14 protein-coding genes are annotated in these 15,995 nt (G+C 71.5%); 4 read left to right on the top strand and 10 right to left on the bottom strand.

Annotated elements, in window-relative coordinates; genetic code table 11:
- Positions 1-66 precede the first annotated feature (66 nt).
- Positions 67-1,221 carry a DNA polymerase III subunit beta gene (dnaN, locus tag SRB17_RS15745; RefSeq protein WP_153539027.1) on the top strand — a complete coding sequence of 385 codons (1,155 nt, stop codon included), beginning with the start codon at positions 67-69 and terminating at the stop codon, positions 1,219-1,221.
- Positions 1,222-1,328: 107 nt separating this feature from the next.
- Positions 1,329-2,342, top strand: coding sequence for a sigma-70 family RNA polymerase sigma factor (locus SRB17_RS15750; protein WP_153539029.1), 1,014 nt, complete (start codon positions 1,329-1,331; stop codon positions 2,340-2,342).
- Here the strand turns inward: SRB17_RS15750 and SRB17_RS15755 are convergent.
- Positions 2,226-2,612 (bottom strand): STAS domain-containing protein, encoded by a 387-nt coding sequence (locus tag SRB17_RS15755; RefSeq protein WP_153539031.1) that lies wholly within the window; start codon positions 2,610-2,612, stop codon positions 2,226-2,228. The two genes, SRB17_RS15750 and SRB17_RS15755, sit on opposite strands and share 117 nt — an antisense overlap.
- Before the next feature lie 82 nt (positions 2,613-2,694).
- Here SRB17_RS15755 and SRB17_RS15760 point away from each other — a divergent pair, with 82 nt between their 5' ends.
- Complete coding sequence (locus tag SRB17_RS15760) at positions 2,695-3,615, top strand: AEC family transporter (RefSeq protein ID WP_323375614.1); 921 nt, start codon at positions 2,695-2,697, stop codon at positions 3,613-3,615.
- A 154-nt stretch (positions 3,616-3,769) separates the two neighbouring features.
- On the opposite strand, the gene SRB17_RS15765 is transcribed toward SRB17_RS15760, so the two are convergent.
- The 7 genes from SRB17_RS15765 to SRB17_RS15795 form a co-directional block, all read right to left on the bottom strand.
- Positions 3,770-5,053, bottom strand: a complete 1,284-nt coding sequence (locus SRB17_RS15765) for a thymidine phosphorylase (protein WP_153539033.1) — start codon at positions 5,051-5,053, stop codon at positions 3,770-3,772.
- A 74-nt stretch (positions 5,054-5,127) separates the two neighbouring features.
- The gene (locus SRB17_RS15770) at positions 5,128-5,532 is read right to left on the bottom strand and encodes a cytidine deaminase (protein WP_323375615.1); all 405 of its coding nucleotides are present in this window, start codon (positions 5,530-5,532) and stop codon (positions 5,128-5,130) included.
- On the bottom strand, positions 5,529-6,815 hold the full coding sequence (locus tag SRB17_RS46335; RefSeq protein ID WP_153539035.1) for an ABC transporter permease: 1,287 nt from the start codon (positions 6,813-6,815) through the stop codon (positions 5,529-5,531). The genes SRB17_RS15770 and SRB17_RS46335 overlap by 4 nt, the downstream gene beginning before the upstream one ends.
- Positions 6,815-7,942, bottom strand: coding sequence for an ABC transporter permease (locus SRB17_RS15780; RefSeq protein WP_153539037.1), 1,128 nt, complete (start codon positions 7,940-7,942; stop codon positions 6,815-6,817). The genes SRB17_RS46335 and SRB17_RS15780 overlap by 1 nt, the downstream gene beginning before the upstream one ends.
- The gene (locus tag SRB17_RS15785; RefSeq protein WP_153539039.1) at positions 7,939-9,465 is read right to left on the bottom strand and encodes an ABC transporter ATP-binding protein; all 1,527 of its coding nucleotides are present in this window, start codon (positions 9,463-9,465) and stop codon (positions 7,939-7,941) included. The genes SRB17_RS15780 and SRB17_RS15785 overlap by 4 nt, the downstream gene beginning before the upstream one ends.
- 233 nt (positions 9,466-9,698) lie before the next feature.
- Positions 9,699-10,757 (bottom strand): BMP family ABC transporter substrate-binding protein, encoded by a 1,059-nt coding sequence (locus tag SRB17_RS15790; RefSeq protein WP_323375616.1) that lies wholly within the window; start codon positions 10,755-10,757, stop codon positions 9,699-9,701.
- 352 nt (positions 10,758-11,109) lie between these two features.
- A complete protein-coding gene (locus SRB17_RS15795) occupies positions 11,110-12,345 on the bottom strand; it encodes an amidohydrolase (protein WP_153539043.1) in 1,236 nt (411 codons plus the stop codon).
- A 226-nt stretch (positions 12,346-12,571) separates the two neighbouring features.
- On the opposite strand from SRB17_RS15795, the gene SRB17_RS15800 reads away from it, so the two are divergent.
- The gene (locus SRB17_RS15800; protein WP_323375617.1) at positions 12,572-13,237 is read left to right on the top strand and encodes a class I SAM-dependent methyltransferase; all 666 of its coding nucleotides are present in this window, start codon (positions 12,572-12,574) and stop codon (positions 13,235-13,237) included.
- A gap of 607 nt (positions 13,238-13,844) precedes the next feature.
- Here SRB17_RS15800 and SRB17_RS15805 read toward each other — a convergent pair.
- Entirely contained in the window at positions 13,845-15,014 is a 1,170-nt protein-coding gene (locus tag SRB17_RS15805) for a hypothetical protein (RefSeq protein WP_153539047.1), read from the bottom strand.
- Positions 15,015-15,052: 38 nt separating this feature from the next.
- Positions 15,053-15,991 (bottom strand): N-acetylneuraminate synthase family protein, encoded by a 939-nt coding sequence (locus SRB17_RS15810; RefSeq protein ID WP_153539049.1) that lies wholly within the window; start codon positions 15,989-15,991, stop codon positions 15,053-15,055.
- Between the last annotated feature and the right edge of the window lie 4 nt (positions 15,992-15,995).

The raw sequence follows: 15,995 nt of genomic DNA on the forward strand, positions 1-15,995 counted from the left end.
CCGGTTGTCAGTGGACGCCGATAGCGTCCGCCGGACAACTGTCCATCGACGCGGGGGGTTTGCCGTATGGAGTTCAGGATCGCGCGCGGGGAGCTGGCGGAGGCGGTGGGGAGGGCGTCGCGCGCGCTGCCCGCGCGGGCGCCGGTGCCCGTGCTGGGCGGGCTGGCGCTGGTCGCGGAGGCGGGGCGGCTGACGGTGTCCGGGTTCGACTTCGAGACCGCGGTCCGGGCGGAGGCGGTGGCCGAGGTGTCGGCGGCAGGCCGGGTGCTGGTGCCGGGGCGCAGACTGCTGGACGTGTGCCGGGTGGTGCCCGAGGGGCCGGTGAGTTGCGTGCTGGAGGGGACGCGGTTGGCCGTGGAGGCGGACGGCACCCGGTTCGGGCTGTCGACGCTGCCGTACGAGGAGTACCCGGCGCTGCCCGAGTCGCCCCCGGAGTACGGCGCGGTGGACGCGGAGACGTTCGCGACGGCCGTCGGGCAGGTCGCGGTGGCGGCGGGCCGCGACGACACGCTCCCGGCGCTCACGGGAATCCAACTCCGCCTGACCGGCGAGGAGATGACCCTGTCGGCGTGCGACCGGTACCGCTGTGCGGTACGGCAGCTGGAGTGGAAGCCGCAGGCGGGGGCGGCCGGGGATGCGGTGGAGGTGCTGGTGCCCGCGCGGCGGCTGCTGGAGGCGGCGCGGGCGCTGGCGCGGGGCGGGTCCGTCCGGATCGGGCTCGATCCGCGGGCGCGGACCGGCGGGGGCGTGATCGCGCTCGAGGGCGGGTTGCCGAGCGGGTTCCAGGCTGGGAGCGTGCGGACGGTGCTGCGGCGGCTGGAGGGTCGCCTGCCGGGGTACGGGTCGCTGTTCGAGCTGGCGGGTGCCTCGGTCGCCGAGGTGGACGCCGGGGCGCTGGCCGAGGCGGTACGCCGGGTGGCGGTGGTGGCGGAGGCGAACAGCCCGGTGCGACTGGACTTCGCCGCGGCCGAGGGATCGCTGCTGGTGCGGGCGGGCTACGGCGACGACGTGGCGGCACAGCGGCTGCCGGCCGTCCTGCGGGGCGCGCCGGAGGTCACGGTGGCGTTCAACCCGGCGTATCTGCTCGACGCGCTGACCTCGTTCGAGGACACCCGGCTGCGGGTGGAGCTGCTGGGGGCGGGGCAGCGGGTGCTGCTGGGCGGCACCGGGGCGGCGGAGGGTCACCGGCATCTGCTCATGTCCGTGAAGCAACTGGTCTGAGCTGGGCTTTTTCGGACTTGGGGGGCCGTTGTCAGTGGGGTGCGGTAGCTTCCGAAGTGCTGGGGCGCGAAGGAGCGCTACAGGACGGCCACAGGGGTGGGTGGACGATGGGCGACAGCACGGCGACGGCGGATCTCGACGTCGCACTGGAGAAGCACCGGACCGAGCTGACCGGGTACTGCTACCGCATGCTCGGCTCCTCCTTCGAGGCGGAGGACGCGGTGCAGGACACCCTGGTGCGGGCCTGGCGGAGCTACGACAAGTTCGAGGGCCGCTCCAGCCTGCGCTCGTGGCTGTACCGGATCGCGACGAACGTGTGCCTGGACATGCTGACGGCGGGCAACAAGCGGGCGAGACCGATGGACCTGACGGAATCGACCCCGCTCGCGCGGGCCGCGCTCTCGCCCCGCCCGGACCACACCTGGCTGGAGCCGGTGCCGGACGCGCGCGTGCTGCCGACGGTCGACGATCCGGCGGAGGCCGCGGTCGCGAAGGAGTCGATCCGGCTGGCCTTCATGGCGGCCCTCCAGCAACTGCCGCCCAAGCAGCGGGCGGTGCTGATCCTGCGCGAGGTGCTGGCCTGGAAGGCGAGCGAGGTCGCCGAGCTGCTGGACACCTCGGTCGCCTCGGTCAACAGCGCGCTGCAGCGGGCACGGGCCACGCTCGCGGAGCGCGCGGACGCGAGCCCCGAGGGCGCGGTGTCCGATCCTCTCGACGAGGAGCAGCAGAAACTCCTGGAACGCTATGTCAAAGCCTTCGAGGGCTATGACATGACGGCGCTGACGGCGCTGCTGCACGAGGACGCCGTCATGACGATGCCGCCGTTCGACCTGTGGCTGCGCGGCCCGGCCGACATCACCGGGTTCATGTCGACGCTGGGCGCCTCCTGCGCCGGCTCGCGGCTGCTGCCGGTGCAGGTCAACGGCCTGCCGGGGTTCGCGCACTACAAGCCCGACGAGGAGAAGGGCGGCTTCAGTCCCTGGGCCGTGCAGGTGCTGGAGCTGTCAGAGGGCCGGATCACCGGTTTCCACTGCTTCCTCGACACCAAGCGGTGGTTCCCGCTGTTCGACCTGCCCCTCCACCTGGAAGCGGAGGCCGACGAGGTCGAGAAGAGCGGGTAGCGCGGGATCGGGGTCCCGCAGCCGGATCCGCCCGCCGGCCCGGCGGGCGGCCAGCTCCAGCCGGGCCAGCAGGTCCACGGCGGCCAGGCCCGGGGGCCCGAGCCCGCCCACGTCGCACACGACGACGCGGGCGCCCCTGCCCGCCAGCAGCGTCCGCACCCGGGCACACAGCCCCGCCACCTCGTCCCGGGTGACGGGGCCGCGCAGCACGAGCACGGCGGGTTCCTCGGCGTCCACGTGCGGTAGACCGGCGGGCCGGGCGGAACTCATCGCACGGATCATCATCGGCACGGACGCCCACCGGCACAGATCACATTGACCAGTTCCCGCTTCTCCTCGGAGGGTTGGTCGTGTGACGGGGGTGCTGAGCGGGTTCGCGGTGATCGCGGTCGTGATCGGGGTGGGCTATGTGCTCGGGCGGCACGGGACGCTCGGGGCGCAGGGCGGCGAGGTGCTGACCCGGCTGGCCTTCACGGTGGCGGGTCCCGCGCTCCTCTTCACGACCCTCGCACGCGCCGACCTGTCGCTGCTCTTCTCGGCGCGGCTGCTGGTGACGGCGCTGAGCACGGCGGCCGTCGCCGGGGTCTTCGTGGCGGTCGGTGCCGTACGCCGCTGGGGTGTGGGCCGTACGACCATCGGCGCCCTGTGCTCCGGTTACGTCAACTCGGGCAACCTCGGCATCCCGATCGCGGCGTACGTCCTGGGCGACGCGTCCCTGGTGGCACCGGTGCTGCTCTTCCAGGTGGTCCTGGTGACCCCGGTCGCGCTGACGGTCCTGGACCTGTCCGGCATGGGCGAGAAGGGCACGGTGTGGCGGCGCCTGCTGACACCGCTGCGCAATCCGATAGCAGTGGGCACGCTGTCGGGGGTCGTGGTGTCGGCGGCGGGCTGGACGCTTCCCGGCCCGCTGATGAACCCCCTCACCCTGATCGGCAACATGTCCGTCCCGGCGGCCCTGCTGGCCTTCGGCATGTCGCTGCACGGCAGTTCGGCCCCCGGCCGCGGCCGGGACCGCCAACTGGTCCTGCTGTCCGTGGCGCTGAAGTCCCTGGGCCAGCCGCTGGTGGCGTGGGCGCTGGCCAGGATGGTCTTCGGCCTGCACGGGGCCCCGCTGCTGGACGTGGTGGTGACCTCGGCCCTCCCGGCCGCGCAGAACCTCTTCACGTACGCCGGCCGCTACCGCGTGGCCGAGGGCCTGGCCCGCGAGTCGATCCTGTTGTCGACGGTGGTGTCGGTGCCGGTGCTGGTGGGGGTGGCGGCGCTGCTGGGGTGACGCAGGGTCGGTCAGCCGACGGTGAGCCCGAGGCGGATGCCCCGGAACTCGTCCATCGGCCGTCCGGCATGCCGAACGGGACCGGCGGCGCTCCACCGGTCCCGTTCACTCGAACGAGCCGTTGCATCAGCGGCCTCCGGCCGCGGGCCCCAGGTCAGGCGATGCGCTCCAGCACCACCGGCGACGGCGTGAAGTCGGTCCCCGCCGCCGCGATGTCGTACGAACCCTCCACCGCCTGCAGCGCGTACTCGAAGCGCTCCGGGGTGTCGGTGTGCAGGGTCAGCAGCGGCTGGCCCTGCGTCACCGTGTCGCCCGGCTTGGCGTGCATCTCGACGCCCGCCGCCGCCTGCACCGGGTCCTCCTTGCGGGCGCGGCCGGCGCCCAGGCGCCAGGCGGCGATGCCGATGCCGTAGGCGTCGAGGCGGGTCAGCACACCGGAGGCCGGCGCCTTGATCACGTGCTGTTCCTTCGAGGTGGGCAGCTCGGCGTCGGGGTCGCCGCCCTGCGCCGCGATCATCCGGCGCCAGACGTCCATCGCCGAACCGTCTGCCAGGGCCTTCGCCGGGTCGGCGTCCTTCACCCCGGCCGCCTCCAGCATCTCGCGCGCCAGGGCCAGCGTCAGTTCCACCACGTCCGCCGGGCCGCCGCCCGCCAGGACCTCCACCGACTCGCGGACCTCCAGCGCGTTGCCCGCCGTGAGGCCGAGCGGGGTGGACATGTCCGTCAGGAGCGCCACCGTCCTCACGCCGTGGTCGGTGCCGAGGCCGACCATCGTGGTCGCCAGTTCGCGGGCGTCGTCCAGGGTCTTCATGAAGGCGCCGCTGCCCACCTTCACGTCCAGGACCAGCGAGCCCGTGCCCTCGGCGATCTTCTTCGACATGATGGACGAGGCGATGAGCGGGATCGCCTCGACCGTTCCCGTCACGTCCCGCAGCGCGTACAGCTTCTTGTCCGCCGGGGCCAGGCCGTCGCCCGCCGCGCAGATCACCGCGCCGGTCCCCTCCAGCACGGACAGCATCTCCTCGTTCGAGAGCAGCGCGCGCCAGCCCGGGATCGACTCCAGCTTGTCCAGCGTGCCGCCGGTGTGGCCGAGGCCCCGGCCCGAGAGCTGGGGGACGGCGGCGCCGCACGCGGCCACGAGCGGGGCCAGCGGGAGCGTGATCTTGTCGCCCACGCCGCCCGTCGAGTGCTTGTCCGCCGTCGGGCGGGACAGGGTGGAGAAGTCCATGCGCTCGCCGGAGGCGATCATGGCGGCCGTCCAGCGGGCGATCTCACGCCGGTTCATGCCGTTGAGCAGGATCGCCATGGCGAGCGAGGACATCTGCTCGTCGGCGACCTCGCCGCGGGTGTACGCGTCGATGACCCAGTCGATCTGCTCGTCGGTCAGCTCGCCGCGGTCCCGCTTGGTGCGGATCACGGAGATGGCGTCCATGGCCATGGCTGGTGGCTTCCTTCCGGGAGGTGCGAAGTGTGCGGCCCCCCTGCGAGCGGGGCAGGAGGGCCGTACGGGACTTACTTGGTGAGATGGTCCGGGCCGAAGGCCTGGGGGAGCATCTCGGACAGCGTCAGGACGCCCGCGGGGGTGTCCAGGAGGAGGTCCGGGCCGCCGAACTCGTACAGCAGCTGACGGCAGCGGCCACACGGCACCAGCAGGCCGCCGGTGCCGTCGACGCAGGTGAAGTGCGTCAGGCGGCCTCCGCCCGTGCGCTGCAGGTCCGACACCAGGCCGCACTCGGCGCACAGGCCGATGCCGTAGGAGGCGTTCTCCACGTTGCAGCCGGTGACGGTGCGGCCGTCGTCGACCCGGGCCGCCACGCCGACCGGGAAGCCCGAGTAGGGGGCGTACGCGTGGGACATCGCCTCGCGCGCCACCTCCCGCAGCGCCTCCCAGTCGAACCCGGCGGCTTCCTGCGTCACTTGCCCTGACCCTTCCGGTAGCGCATGCCGTCCGCCTTCGGCATCCGCAGGCGCTGCGCCGACAGCGACAGCACCAGCAGGGTGACGACGTACGGCGTGGCGCCCACGAAGTCGCTCGGGACCTCGTCGGTGACCAGGTACCAGAGCAGGACGAGCGCGGCCACCACGAGGCTGATCGCGCCCTGCCACAGCGACGTGCGGTACAGCTTCCAGCCTGCCAGGACGACGAGCAGGATGACCAGCAGGAGCAGCAGCGCGTGGACGGTCGTACCGCCGTTGCGCAGCTGGAGGGCGTCGGAGTAGCCGAACAGGCCCGCGCCCATCGCGAGGCCGCCCGGACGCCAGTTGCCGAAGATCATCGCCGCGAGGCCGATGTAACCGCGGCCGCCGGTCTGGCCCTCCAGGTAGGTGTGCGAGGTGACCAGCGCGAGGAAGGCGCCGCCGAGGCCGGCGAGGCCGCCGGAGACGGCCACGGCCGCGTACTTGTACGTGTAGACGTTGACGCCGAGGGACTCGGCGGCCGTCGGGTTCTCGCCGCAGGAGCGCAGCCGCAGACCGAACGGGGTGCGCCACAGGATCCACCAGCTGGCGACGAAGAGCACGGCGGCCAGGATCGTGATCACGGACAGGTTGGTGATCAGACCGCCGAGGATGCCGGCCAGGTCGGAGATCAGGAACCAGTGGTGGTTCTCCAGCGACTGCAGACCGTCGGAGAGGCCGGGCACGGTGACCTGCGGCAGCGAGTCCGCCGGGGGGGACTGCTTGGGGTTGCCGCCCGCGTTCTCCGCCGCGCCGCCCGCGAAGAACAGCTTGGCGAGGTACTGCGTGGCACCCAGCGCGAGCAGGTTGATCGCGACACCGGAGACGATGTGGTCGACACCGAAGGTGACGGTGGCGACGGCGTGCAGCAGGCCGCCGACGACGCCGAAGCCGATACCGGCCAGCAGGCCGAGCCAGGGGCTGGACTGCCAGCCGACCCAGCCGGCGCCGAAGGTGCCGAGGATCATCATGCCCTCGAGGCCGATGTTGACCACACCGGACCGCTCGGACCACAGGCCCGCGAGGCCGGCGAGACCGATCGGCACGGCGAGGCCGAGCGCGGCGCTGACCTGGCCCGCGGAGTCGAGCTGCTGGGAGCCCGTGATCATGCGGACCGCGGCCAGGAGCAGCAGCGCGCCCGCGACGAGCAGGAGGATCTGGCCGAAGGAGCGGCCCGAGCGCTGCGCCGCGCCCTCCGCCTTGGGCGCCGCGGGCGGCGGCGTGTCGGTCATCGTGGCAGTCATCACGCCACCTCCTGCTTCTTCGTCGGGGCGGCGGCCTGCGCGGCGAGTTCGGCGCCGACCTTCTGCTGCTGGCGCTTGAGGCCGTAGCGGCGTACGACCTCGTAGGCGATCACGACGCACAGGACGATGACGCCCTGGATGACGCCGAGGATCTCCTTGTCGTAGCCCTGGAACTCCAGGTGGTTGGTGGTGCGCTCCAGGTAGCCCCAGAGCAGGGCGCCCAGCGCGATGCCGATCGGGTTGTTGCGGCCGAGCAGCGCGATGGCGATGCCGGTGAAGCCGATGCCCGTCGGGAAGTCGGTGCTGTACTGGTAGCTCTCGTTGAGCAGGGTCGGCATGCCGATCAGGCCGGCCACCGCACCGGAGATGATCATGCTGGTGGCGATCATCTTCTTCACCGACACACCGCTCGCGGCGGCCGCGCTCTCGGACTGGCCGACGGTGCGCAGGTCGAAGCCGAAGCGGGTGCGGCCGAGGACGAACCAGTACGCGATGCCGACGGCGGCGGCGATGAAGATGAACCCGTCCAGCACGCCGGCCGGGCCGGTGTCGATGCTGAAGAAGTGCGACGCCGACGGCAGCGGCTTGGTGGCGACGACGGTGCCGCCCTGGTAGAGCTGCGCCAGCTTCCCGGGCTGCAGCAGGTAGGCGATGATCGCGGTGGCGATCGCGTTCAGCATGATGGTCGAGATGACCTCGCTGACGCCGCGGGTCACCTTGAGGATGCCGGCGATGCCCGCCCACAGGGCGCCGGTCGCCATGGCGCAGATCAGGATCAGCGGGATGGCGAGCCAGCCGGGCACGGTCAGCGCCCCGCCGAGGACGGCGGCGAAGAACGCGGCGAGCCGGTACTGACCGTCGACACCGATGTTGAACAGGTTCATCCGGAAGCCGATGGCCACCGAGACACCGGCCAGGTAGTACGTCGTCGCCTTGTTGAGGATGTAGACCTGGCTGTCGCTGGCGAAGCCGTAGGTCACCATGTCGTTGAAGGCGGGGCCGGGGTTCTTGCCGGTCGCGGCGATCACCAGGGCGGTGACGACGAGCGCGGCGACGACCGCGAGCACCGGCGCGGCGATGCCGAGGAGCAGCCGCTCCTTGTCGATCCGTGAGGTCAGCTTCTTCATCGCTCGTCGTCCTCTGTGTGCTCCAGGTGGCCGGTGGCCGCACCCGTCATGGCGGAGCCCAGCTCTTCGGGGGTGATGGTGGCGGGGTCGGCGTCGGCGACCAGGCGGCCGCGGTACATCACCCGCAGGGTGTCGGAGAGGCCGATCAGCTCGTCCAGGTCCGCGGAGATCAGCAGCACGGCCAGGCCCTCGCGGCGGGCCTCGCGGATGTAGTCCCAGATCGCGGCCTGCGCGCCGACGTCCACACCGCGGGTGGGGTGGGCGGCGATGAGCAGCTTGGGGTCGTGGCTCATCTCGCGGCCGACGATCAGCTTCTGCTGGTTGCCGCCGGACAGCGAGGCCGCGGTCACGTCGATGCCCGGGGTGCGGACGTCGTACGCCTGCACGATCCGCTCGGTGTCGGCGCGGGCCGCCTTGATGTCGATGAGTCCGCCGCGCGCGTTGGGCCGCTCGGTGACGTGGCCGAGGATGCGGTTCTCCCACAGCGGGGCTTCCAGCAGCAGGCCGTGGCGGTGGCGGTCCTCGGGGATGTAGCCGATGCCGGCCTCGCGGCGGTCGCGGGTGGGGGTCTGGGAGATGTCGGTGCCGTCGAGGGTGACGACGCCGGCGTCCGGGTGGCGCATGCCCATGATCGCCTCGACCAGCTCGGACTGGCCGTTGCCCTCCACACCGGCGATGCCGAGGACCTCGCCCTTGTGGATGGTGAAGGAGATCTGGTCCAGGATGATCCGCTCGATGCCCTCGAGGTCGGTCTGCGCGAGGTGCAGCCCCTCCACGGTGAGCATGGGGACGTCCGTGACGGTGGACTCCGCGGTCTCCGGGGTGGGCAGCTCGCTGCCGACCATCAGCTCGGCGAGCTGCTTCGGGGTGGTGCCCTCGGGCGAGACCGTGCCCACCGTGGTGCCACGCCGGATGACGGTGATCTCGTCGGCGACCGACAGCACCTCGCCCAGCTTGTGGGAGATGAAGATGACGGTGAGGCCCTCGGACTTCAGGTCGCGCAGGTTGTCGAAGAGCGCGTCGACCTCCTGCGGCACGAGCACGGCCGTCGGCTCGTCGAGGATGAGGGTCTTGGCGCCGCGGTAGAGGACCTTGAGGATCTCCACGCGCTGGCGGTCGGCGACGCCCAGCTCCTCCACCAGCACGTCCGGGCGGACGTTCAGGCCGTACGCGTCCGAGATCTCCTTGATCTTGGTGCGGGCCTTGTTGCCGATGCCGTACAGCTTCTCCGCGCCGAGGACGACGTTCTCCAGCACGGTGAGGTTGTCGGCGAGCATGAAGTGCTGGTGCACCATGCCGATGCCGCGGGCGATGGCGTCGCCGGGGTTGTGGAAGGTGACCTGTTCGCCGCCCACCGTGATGGTGCCCTCGTCCGGCTGCTGCATGCCGTAGAGGATCTTCATCAGGGTGGACTTGCCGGCGCCGTTCTCACCGCACAGGGCGTGGACGGTGCCCGTGCGGACCGTGATGTCGATGTCGCGGTTGGCGACGACGCCGGGGAAGCGCTTGGTGATGCCGCGCAGTTCGACGGCAGCGGGAGGGCTGGACGCGTTGATGGCGCACTCTCCTCGGGGAAAGGGGCTGCGTAGGGGAGGGCTTGGGCGTCGGCGACGCTAGCGCGGCAACTCCGCGCTACACGCGTAGAGTTGGCACATTGTTATGGCTCGGCGGGGGCCCCGGAAGCGCCCCTGCGCCGAGCCTCAGGTCCACGGTACGGCCGGACCGCCGGTTGGACGGTCCGGCCGTACCGGTCGGGTCACGGGGTCGTCTTGACCTTGATCTGGCCGGAGACGATCTTCTGCTTCGCCGCGTCCAGCTTGGGCTGGATGTCGCTGATGAAGCCACCGCTGGTGGCCAGCGAGACACCGTTCTTGGCGAGCGAGTAGACGTTGTTGCCGGTCAGCGGCTTGCCGTCCTTGACGGACTTGATGAAGTCGTACACGCCGACGTCGACGTTCTTCACCATGGAGGTCAGGATCGAGCTCTTGTACTTGGCCAGACCCGGGATGTTGTACTGGTCCGAGTCGACGCCGATGGCCCAGGCGCCCTTCTTGCCGTTGACGGCCTCGATCGCGCCGTTGCCGGAGGAGCCGGCCGCCGTGTAGACGACGTCGGCGCCGTTGTCCAGCATGCCCTGGGCGGCCTCCTTGCCCTTGTCCGGGCTGGAGAAGCCGGACAGGTCGGTGCCGTGGCTCAGGTACTGGACGTCGACCTTGACCTTCGGGTTGGTGTCGTGGACGCCCTGGACGTAGCCCGCCTCGAACTTCTTGATCAGCGGGGTGTCGACACCGCCGACGAAGCCGACGTGCTTCACCTTGGTCTTCAGCGCCGCGGCGACACCGGCGAGGTAGGAGCCCTGCTCCTCGGTGAAGGTGATGCTGTCGGCGTTGGGCGAGTTCACGACCGAGTCGACGATGCCGAAGCTGGTCTTCGGGTTCTGCTTCGCGATCTTCTCCACCGCGGCGGCGTAGGAGAAACCGACCGCGACGACCGGGTTGTAACCGGCCTGGGCCAGGTCCGACAGCCGCTGCTCGCGGTCGGCCTCGGTGTCGGAGTTCTTGGCGGTCAGCTCCTTGATGGAACCGCCGAACTCCTTCTCGGCCTTGTCGGCACCGCGCGCGGCGGAGTCGTTGAAGGAACGGTCACCACGGCCGCCGACGTCGTAGGCGAGACCGATCTTGATGCCGCCCTTGGCGCCGCCCGAGGACGAGGAGCTGGCGTTGTTGTCGGAGGACGTGCTGCCACACGCGGTGGCAGTCACGGCGAGGGCTGCGGTGGCGATTGCCGCAGCGGAAAGCTTGGCTACCCGGCGCACGGGAGGCTCCTTCACCTGACCTGAGCGCCGTGTCGGCGCTTGATGTGAGCACCATGCCAGTGCTCGAGCCGAAACGCCCCGGCGGCGTCGGCTTCGCGGCATCGTAACGCGCGTAGATGTCGCAAAAAACCCTCTCGCGAAGCCGTTATCGATTCGAGGCAAACAGCGTTTGAACTCGGTATCCCGGTCCTCTCATGGCGTTGTTGCACAGCGTGTACGAATGGCTTACGAGTGTGTTGCGCCGGCCAGGGCAACGGTCTCCGAGGCCCGCGGAGGTCGGTCACGGGAACGTTTCCGAGGCCCGCGGAGGCCGGTCGGGGCATGGTCTCCGGGGCCGGCGGGGCCGCGAGGCTCAGCCCTGGATTCCGTTCGGCTCCAGGAAGGCCGCAGCCGTGAACATCTCCACGCCGACCGTGATCGCGTGCTCGTCGGCGTCGAAGTCGCCCTGGTGGAGATCGCGGACGGTGCGCTCGCCGGGCGTCCGGACACCCAGCCGGGCCATGGCGCCCGGGACGTGCTCCTGGTACCAGGAGAAGTCCTCGCCGCCGAGGCTCTGCTCGGTGCTCTCGACGGCGTCCCGGCCGCGGCGCGCCGCCATCGCCCGGCGCAGCAGATCGGTGGACTCCCGGTCGTTGACCACGGGCGGCACTCCGCGCACGTACGTGATCTCGGACTTGGCGCGGTGCATGCTGGCGACCTCGTCGATGGCCGCGTGCACGAGGTCGGGGGCCTGCCGCCAGGCCTCCAGGTCCAGGCAGCGCAGGGTCCCGGACAACTCGGCGTGCTGCGGGATCACGTTCGGGGCGTGCCCCGACTCGATCCGCCCCCAGGTCAGCGCCAGCCCGGCCCGGGTGTCGACCCTGCGGGCGATCAGCGCGGGCACGTCGACGGCGACCCGGGCGGCGGCGGTGACGAGGTCGGTGGTCAGATGGGGCCGGGCGGTGTGTCCGCCGGGCCCGTCCAGAGCGATCTCCAGCCGGTCGCACGCGCTCGTGATCGCACCGTGCCGCAGCCCGATCTTCCCGGCGTCCACGCGGGGGTCGCAGTGCACGGCGAGGATCCGCTCGACCCCCTTCAGCGCCCCGTCCTCGATCGCGTCCAGCGCGCCGCCGGGCAGCACCTCCTCGGCGGGCTGGAAGAGGAGCCGCACCGGACGGGGCAGCAGGCCCTTGGCGTGCAGGTCGGCGAGCACGAGCCCGGCGCCGAGCACGACGGTCGTGTGCACATCGTGGCCACACGCATGCGCCCGATCGGGCACGGTCGACCGATACGGGCAGTCACTCTTCGTGTCCGGGATGGGCAGGGCGTCGATGTCCGCGCGCAGGGCCAGCAGCGGCAGGGCCGGCCGCTGTCCTTCCGGGAGCCCGATGTCGCACACGAGTCCGGTTCCCTTGGCGAGCACCCGGGGCCGAAGCCCCGCCTGCTCCAGCCGCTCCTTGATCGCGGCGGTCGTACGGAACTCCTGATTGCCCAGCTCAGGGTGCATGTGCAAGTCGCGACGGAAGGCGACGAGCTCGGCGTGCAGGGCTTCGCTCAGCACGCCGGGGAGCACATCCCCCGCGAGGCCGGACTCGGACTCTAGGGACATCAATTGCTTCACCCTCTGAAGGGTAGGACGCCCGGCTGGTCAACTACCCCTCGATCAACAAAAGTTCAGCCCGTTAGGGGAAGAAAATCTGACCGGCGGACGCATGGCGGCGGACACTGATGGGTAAACACCTCTATTTCTGCATACCATGCCTCCCCGCAGTCACGCGCGCCATGTCCACGAACCGGACCACGCCCCGCACCCCCGGCCGGTAGGGTCCGCACCCGTGACGGATGCGACCGAGACCTTCCTGCAGACGACCCGCACCTCCTACGACGCGATCGCCAAGGACTACGCCGCCCAGTTCCCGGCCGGCGGCCGGCATCCCCTGGACCGCACCGTGATCACCGCCTTCGCCGAGCTGGTCGCCCGGCGCGGCACGGCCCCCGTGGCCGACCTGGGCAGCGGCCCCGGCCATGGCACCGCGCTCCTGGACGAGCTGGGCGTGCCGGCCTTCGGGGTCGACCTCTCCCCCGCCATGGTGGCGCTGGCCCGCGACACCTATCCCCAACTGCGCTTCCACATCGGTTCGATGACATCCCTGGACCTGCCGGACGCCACCCTGGGCGGCATCCTCGCCCTGTACTCGACGATCCACGTCCCCGACGCCCACCTGCCGGCGGCCTGCGCCGAATTCCACCGCACCCTCCAGCCCGGCGGCCACGCCCTCCTCGCCTTCCAGACCGCCGAAGCACCCGGCCATCTGCACCTCCCGGAGCGCTTCGGCCACGAGATCGACCTCGACTACTACTGGCGCACTCCGGAGCAGGTCGCCGCGGCGACGACGGCGGCCGGGCTGGAGCTGGTGGCGACGGTGCGCCGGGAACCGGCCGAGGAGGAGACCCGGGCACGTGCGTTCGTGCTGGTCCGCAAGCCCGCCGACGAGGCGTGAGCCCCGTCCGGCGGCCCGGCGCGAGGACCTGAGCCACGGCGATGGGCAGATCTGTACCAGCCCTGTGCGCCAAAACCGCAGGTCAGCCGCGACCGACAGAGCGACCGCGCCACCGAGCGGAACGGCTCCGCCCATCACCGGCCGTCAGGAGGACCAGCACCACCGGCCACGGCCGGCGTGCCTCGCGCCAGGACGTCATCACCGGCCCCGAGCTTCCTCGCCCACCTTCGCCGCGCTCTGCACCGAACGACGCTCCACGCCCCCGCCCGGTTTCCGCAGCCGAACGACGCACGGAAGCCTCACCCGGCCGCCCCGGCCGAGGGACGCTAGCCCAGCCACGCCCGCGCAGGCGCGCAGGGACGCTCATCCCCCGTCCAGCCACGCCAGCCTAGGGACGCTCAACCCCCAGCCCAGCCACGCCCGCGCAGGGACGCTCAACCCCCAGCCCGGCCACGCCCGCGCAGGGACGCTCATCCCCCAGGCACAGGCACCCCAGCGCAGGGACGCTCAGTCCCTCAGCCCGGCCGCCCCAGCCGAAGGACGCTCAGCCCCCACCCCAGCGGCACCCCAGCCGATCGACGCTCCGGGCCCCCGTCCAGTCGGCCGGCTAGGCCAGGCTGGAGACCGCCGCCAGGCGGTGGACATCCCGGGCCGTGCCCGTCACGCCGGACAGGAAGCCCTGCGCTCGCGGGGACGCGTTCTCCGTGAGCCAGGCGGGGTCGATGTCGCACACCGCCACCCGTACGCCCGTGCCCGCGAGGGCCAGCGGCAGGGTGTGGACGACGGTCGACGGGAAGCTGAGGATCGTACGGCCGATGGGACCACGGCGGGCGATCAGCTCCAACGGGAGATCCGGGCGGACTATCTCCAGGCCGGTCTCGGCGGCCAGGCGGTGCAGCTTGTCCGCGCTCTCCCTGCGGTGCGCGAAGTAGCGCGTCGCACCGTGCGTCTTGGCCAGGTGACGGACCGCCTCGAGGTAGGCGTCGCCGTCCACGACTCCCGTCTCCACCAGGGACGTTCCGACCATGTCCGCGCTCTTGGTGATGCGCGGGGGACCGAAACGGGCGCGGGTCCAGCAGAAGTCGTTGGCCGTGACCGTCACCCCGTCCGGGGTCTCCGTCACCGGCATCGAGGAGAAGACCTCGACCTTCCGGCGCGCGCTCGGCGTCAGCCGGCGCCGGGCCGAGGACGACACCGGGGCGAACAGCAGATCCCGTGCCCCCGGTCGGCCGCCCTTGCGGTGCCAGCGGACCAGCCGCTCGCCCCGGGCCAGTTGGGCGACGAACTCCATCGTCGCCGTGCCGTCGTCGACCACGACCAGGTCCTTCGCCCGGGTGATCGTCAACAGCAACTGCACATACCGCGAGAAGGGGTCGCCCATCACGATCCGGTCGGCCCGGCGGAGCGGTCCCGCCAGGCCGCCGATCGTGGAGAAGGGCGCGGCCGGGCCGCCCCGCGCCTCCTCCCAGCGCACCCGGTACCCCTCGTCCCGGGCCAGGTCCGCCATGCGGCGCAGCTGGCCCCGGGTCATGGGGTCGGTCGGGGACAGGACGACGACCGTGAGCTCCGCGCCGGCGCCTGACGGGTCGCCGGCCACCGTTCGCCGCACCTGCGTGGGCACGGACGGAAGCGGGTCCGTGCCCGGCAGCGGGTCGGGCTCCGCGCCGCCCAGTCCGTGCAGGTGCGCCCACTCCAGCACGTTGAGCAGCTGGACCGGGCTCTCCACGAAGGCGAGCGTGCGGGGAGGGCGGCCGGCGTGACCGGCGCGGGGGCTCATCGGCGTACGACCGTCCCGTCGTAAGGGGATCAAAACACTCAGACCGTGACCGGCTCGCCCGCCGCCGCGGCGATCTCCGCCTCGGCGACGGCACCGGCGACGCGGCGCAGCTTCTTCATCGGGCCGAGCTCGGAGTCGTAGACCTTCTTGACGCCGTCGCCGAGGGAGGACTCGATGACGCGGATGTCGCGGACCAGGCGCTCCAGGCCCTGCGGCTCCACCGACGCGGCCTGGTCGGAGCCCCACATGGCGCGGTCGAGGGTGATGTGACGCTCGACGAAGGCCGCCCCGAGCGCGACCGCGGCGAGGGTGGTCTGCAGGCCGGTCTCGTGGCCGGAGTAGCCGATCGGGACGTTCGGGTACTCCTTCTCCAGCGTGTTGATCACGCGGAGGTTCAGCTCCTCGGCCTTCGCCGGGTAGGTGGAGGTGGCGTGGCACATGAGGATGTTGTCGCTGCCCAGGACCTCGACCGCGTGGCGGATCTGCTTGGGGGTCGACATGCCCGTGGAGAGGATGACCGTGCGGCCGGTGGCGCGCAGGGCGCGCAGCAGCTCGTCGTCCGTCAGGGAGGCGGAGGCCACCTTGTGGGCGGGGACGTCGAACTTCTCCAGGAAGGCGACGGCCTCGGTGTCCCACGGGGAGGCGAACCAGGCGATCCCCTTCTCCTTGCAGTACTCGTCGATCTGGCGGTACTCGTCCTCACCGAACTCCACGCGGTGGCGGTAGTCGATGTAGGTCATCCGGCCCCAGGGGGTGTCGCGCTCGATGTCCCACTGGTCGCGCGGGGTGCAGATCTCCGGGGTGCGCTTCTGGAACTTGACCGCGTCGCAGCCGGCCTCGGCGGCCACGTCGATCAGCTTGAAGGCGTTCTCCAGCTCACCGTTGTGGTTGATGCCGATCTCGCCGCAGATGTAGACGGGACGGCCGGGGCCGACCTCGCGGGAACCGAACGTACGCAGACGGGAGTTGGTGCTCATCAGG

This window comes from Streptomyces sp. RB17, assembly GCF_009604455.1.
Classification (GTDB): Bacteria; Actinomycetota; Actinomycetes; order Streptomycetales; family Streptomycetaceae; genus Streptomyces.

Bases quoted from the DNA above. Each gene is read 5' to 3' on its own strand.
- SRB17_RS15810 (WP_153539049.1), bottom strand. From the start codon at position 15,991: ATGAGCACCAACTCCCGTCTGCGTACGTTCGGTTCCCGCGAGGTCGGC.
- SRB17_RS15795 (WP_153539043.1), bottom strand. From the start codon at position 12,345: ATGTCCCTAGAGTCCGAGTCCGGCCTCGCGGGGGATGTGCTCCCCGGC.
- SRB17_RS15765 (WP_153539033.1), bottom strand. From the start codon at position 5,053: ATGGCCATGGACGCCATCTCCGTGATCCGCACCAAGCGGGACCGCGGC.
- dnaN (WP_153539027.1), top strand. From the start codon at position 67: ATGGAGTTCAGGATCGCGCGCGGGGAGCTGGCGGAGGCGGTGGGGAGG.
- SRB17_RS15780 (WP_153539037.1), bottom strand. From the start codon at position 7,942: ATGAAGAAGCTGACCTCACGGATCGACAAGGAGCGGCTGCTCCTCGGC.
- SRB17_RS15805 (WP_153539047.1), bottom strand. From the start codon at position 15,014: ATGAGCCCCCGCGCCGGTCACGCCGGCCGCCCTCCCCGCACGCTCGCC.
- SRB17_RS15750 (WP_153539029.1), top strand. From the start codon at position 1,329: ATGGGCGACAGCACGGCGACGGCGGATCTCGACGTCGCACTGGAGAAG.
- SRB17_RS46335 (WP_153539035.1), bottom strand. From the start codon at position 6,815: ATGACTGCCACGATGACCGACACGCCGCCGCCCGCGGCGCCCAAGGCG.
- SRB17_RS15755 (WP_153539031.1), bottom strand. From the start codon at position 2,612: ATGAGTTCCGCCCGGCCCGCCGGTCTACCGCACGTGGACGCCGAGGAA.